Source organism: Frankia sp. CoWAU3, assembly GCF_977971855.1.
The window spans coordinates 1-2,976 of sequence record NZ_CDWWXB010000218.1 but is presented as its reverse complement, the minus strand read 5'-3'; the positions used below and the strand labels follow the sequence as shown (position 1 = coordinate 2,976).

Genomic DNA, 2,976 nt, shown 5'->3' with positions numbered 1-2,976 from the left:
TCAGTGTCGCCTTGATCGTCGCTGGCACGGCCGGTGGGGTGGTGGCCCGGGACTACTGGCTGTCGCGGGCGATCTCCGAGCGCGAGGACCGGATGCTGCTGGAGTTCCCGACGATCGCGGAGCTGCTGGCGCTCGCGGTGACCGCGGGGGAGTCGGCCATCGGGGCGCTGGAGCGGGTCAGCCGGTTGACCCACGGCGAGCTTGGGCGCGAGCTGCGGCTTGCGCTGGCCGACGCCCGCGCCGGGGCCACCCTCGTGCAGGCGTTGGAGGGCATCGCGGCGCGCACGGCGTTGGCGCCCCTGGTGCGGTTCGTCGACGGGATGGCGGTCGCGATCGAACGGGGGACGCCGCTGGCGGACATCCTGCGCGCGCAGGCCGTCGACGCGCGTGAGGCGGGCAAGCGGCAGCTGCTGGAGGCCGGTGGCCGCAAGGAGATCGCGATGATGATCCCGGTCGTGTTCCTCGTCCTGCCGACGACCGTGATCTTTGCCTTCTACCCGGCCCTGGTGAGTTTCACCGTGATCGCGCAGTGAGTGCCCGGGGGCGCGCAGGTGGCCGCCCGCGGGGTGGACACGCCCGTCCGGCGAGGTCGGATCAGCCAGCCTGAAGGAGGAGACATGGGACGAACAGGGCAGGCCGTGAAAGCGAGATGGCGGGCCTGGCGGTCAGCCGTCGCAGCGGGCAGCCGCCATGATCGCGACCGGGGGGACGTCCCTGGCTGGGTCATGATAACCGTCATGACGGCGGCGCTGGTGGTCGCGATCGCCACCCTGGCGACGCCCGCTCTGCAGAACCTGTTCACCTCGGCCATCAACTCGGTGTCGGGTATCGGCGGTGGCGGCTGAGCTCGCGGCCGCCGCGGGGCCGGACGGGATCGACGGCGGCCCCAGGGGAACCGGGCACCGACCGGACGCGGTCGAGGACGGCGTCGAGGATGACGCCTCGGACGCGGCTGACGGCGGATCGGCCGTCGTCGAGTTCATCCTGGTGGGGACGTTGTTGCTCTTCCTGATCCTGGGGATCATCCAGGTCGGCCTGGTGCTGCACATCCGCAACACGCTCGCGGCGGACGCCGCGGAGGGAGCCAGGCACGCGGCCAACCTCGGCGTGCCGGCGAGCGAGGGCGGTCCCTACGCCCAGACCCTCATCGCGCGGACCATCCCGGGACGGTCCGACGCCGTCTGCACCGGGGCGCAGGTCGACGGGCCGGGTGGCACGCCGCTCGCGGAGGTCACCTGCCGGGTTGCCGTGCCGCTCGTCCTGGTCCCGCTGGGCGACGGCATCACGATCACGGTGAAGGGCCATGCGCTCAAGGAACTGCCGTGACGAGGGGTGGCGTGGCGGGAGATCGGGTCGCGAGGGCGATCCTGCACTCCCTGCCGCGGGCGATCCTGATGATCAGGACAGGTTGTGTGGCTTTCGTGCGCTGCGTCGGTCGCATAGGCCGCGTTGTCGGGCCCGGACAGGCAGGCCGGGCGACAAGGGCCGACGACGGTTCGGCGATGATCGAATTCGTTGGATTGTCCGTCGTGCTGCTCATCCCGTTCGTCTACCTGTTCCTGTGCGTCTTCGCGGTGCAGCGCGCGGCGTTCGGGGTGACCCAGGCCGCCCGGGAGGCCGGGCGGGCGTTCGCCACCGCGGACAGTGAGACGCAGGGCTTGGACCGGGCGCGGCTCGCCGCGCAGCTCGCCCTCGCCGACCAGGGCGTCCCCGGCGCGCCACAGGCCCGGTTCGCTCCCGAGGGCGCCGACTGTGGTGCGGGGGATCCCGGAGACGGCGCGGCAACCCTGGAGCCGGGCGCGTCGTTCGTCGTCTGTGTCCGTACGGTCGTGGCGCTGCCGGGAACCGGCGCCTTGTTCTCCGGCATTACCGATGTCACGGTCAACGGCCAGTTCACCGTGGTCATCGACCAGTTCCGTGCCGACCGGCGGGAAACCCAGCCGTAGCAGAGATTCGCGCGTTCACGGAGTTACGCGGGATCGCAAGGTTTTACGGGGTCCGGTGGACTTTTTGGCGGCGAGGGACTTGTCCAGCTCGGGGAGCAACTCGGCTCGGCGCGCCAGGTCGGCGAATTTGGGGGAGCAGAGTACGGTCTGCGGTCCTGAACCGTGACTGGTTCCCCAAAACTCGGCCGCCACGCGATGTCCACCACGTCCGTGGACTCCACTGATGTCGATCCGCGCGGACACCCGGCCGTTCTTGCTGGGCTCTGGCTATCGGCGTCTGCCGGCCCACTGCTGTATGAGGGCTGCGGCGGCCTCGTGGTCGATGGTAACTCGGTTGCTGAGTACGGCGTGCGCGGCGGCGAGTTTCCCGACGAGCTTGTCGATGAATGCATGTGTGTCATCGCGGCTGAGGTTTCCCTCGGTGATGATTTTTGTGTAGCGGACGGTGTCGACGATGGCGGACTTCACCCGTTCGTGGGAGAGGTAGGTGTCGAGGTCTGACTGCCATCCCTCGGTGGCCGGACCGTTGACAACGGAGGTCCACCCATGGACGAGTGCGGCTGACTCGTCGGGCTGGTAGCTCATCTTGTGCAGGTGGACCGCAAGATCATAGACCGGATCGCCCCAGAGGGCGAGTTCCCAGTCGAGGAAGTAGGCTCGGCCATCCGAGATGATGATGTTCTTGCGGTGGATGTCGGTGTGGAGAAGGCGGAAAGGCCGCGGGTGCAGCGTCGTCCATCGACTGTTGATCTCGGTGAGCGCGTCGATGGGGATGCCGAACTCGGCGTACAGATCGCCGAAGTCGGGGAGGAACCGGGAATGCACGCCTGCGGTGACAGCGGACAGGCGGCGGGCGAAGTCGGCGGTCCGCCCGTCCGCCGGCCAGCCTGGCGGCGATTGCGGCAGGCGTTCGCGCGGGACGAGGCCGAGCTGCCCGAAGAGTTCCACGACGTCGCCGATGACGTGGTCGGGGACGCGGGTGCCGCGTGGTGCGGTGTTGTCGAGGAGCTGACCGGGAAGGAATTGGGTG

At 69.5% G+C, this 2,976-nt stretch carries 5 protein-coding genes; 4 read left to right on the top strand and 1 reads right to left on the bottom strand.

What is annotated here, in order from left to right:
• The 4 genes from AC08ON_RS15680 to AC08ON_RS15665 form a co-directional block, all read left to right on the top strand.
• Positions 1–533: type II secretion system F family protein (locus AC08ON_RS15680; protein ID WP_476617235.1), on the top strand; the 533-nt coding region annotated here is incomplete at its 5' end.
• 84 nt (positions 534–617) lie between these two features.
• Positions 618–845: a hypothetical protein gene (locus tag AC08ON_RS15675; RefSeq protein WP_476609907.1), complete on the top strand. Its 228-nt coding sequence runs from the start codon at positions 618–620 to the stop codon at positions 843–845.
• Positions 835–1,326, top strand: a complete 492-nt coding sequence (locus AC08ON_RS15670; protein ID WP_476608257.1) for a TadE/TadG family type IV pilus assembly protein — start codon at positions 835–837, stop codon at positions 1,324–1,326. Before AC08ON_RS15675 ends, AC08ON_RS15670 begins: the two co-directional genes overlap by 11 nt.
• 176 nt (positions 1,327–1,502) lie before the next feature.
• Positions 1,503–1,946 carry a hypothetical protein gene (locus tag AC08ON_RS15665; RefSeq protein WP_476608256.1) on the top strand — a complete coding sequence of 148 codons (444 nt, stop codon included), beginning with the start codon at positions 1,503–1,505 and terminating at the stop codon, positions 1,944–1,946.
• A 267-nt stretch (positions 1,947–2,213) separates the two neighbouring features.
• On the opposite strand, the gene AC08ON_RS15660 is transcribed toward AC08ON_RS15665, so the two are convergent.
• A partial coding sequence (locus tag AC08ON_RS15660; protein ID WP_476617234.1) for a phosphotransferase occupies positions 2,214–2,976 on the bottom strand: 763 nt, incomplete at its 5' end.

Bases quoted from the DNA above. Each gene is read 5' to 3' on its own strand.
- AC08ON_RS15675 (WP_476609907.1), top strand. From the start codon at position 618: ATGGGACGAACAGGGCAGGCCGTGAAAGCGAGATGGCGGGCCTGGCGG.
- AC08ON_RS15665 (WP_476608256.1), top strand. From the start codon at position 1,503: ATGATCGAATTCGTTGGATTGTCCGTCGTGCTGCTCATCCCGTTCGTC.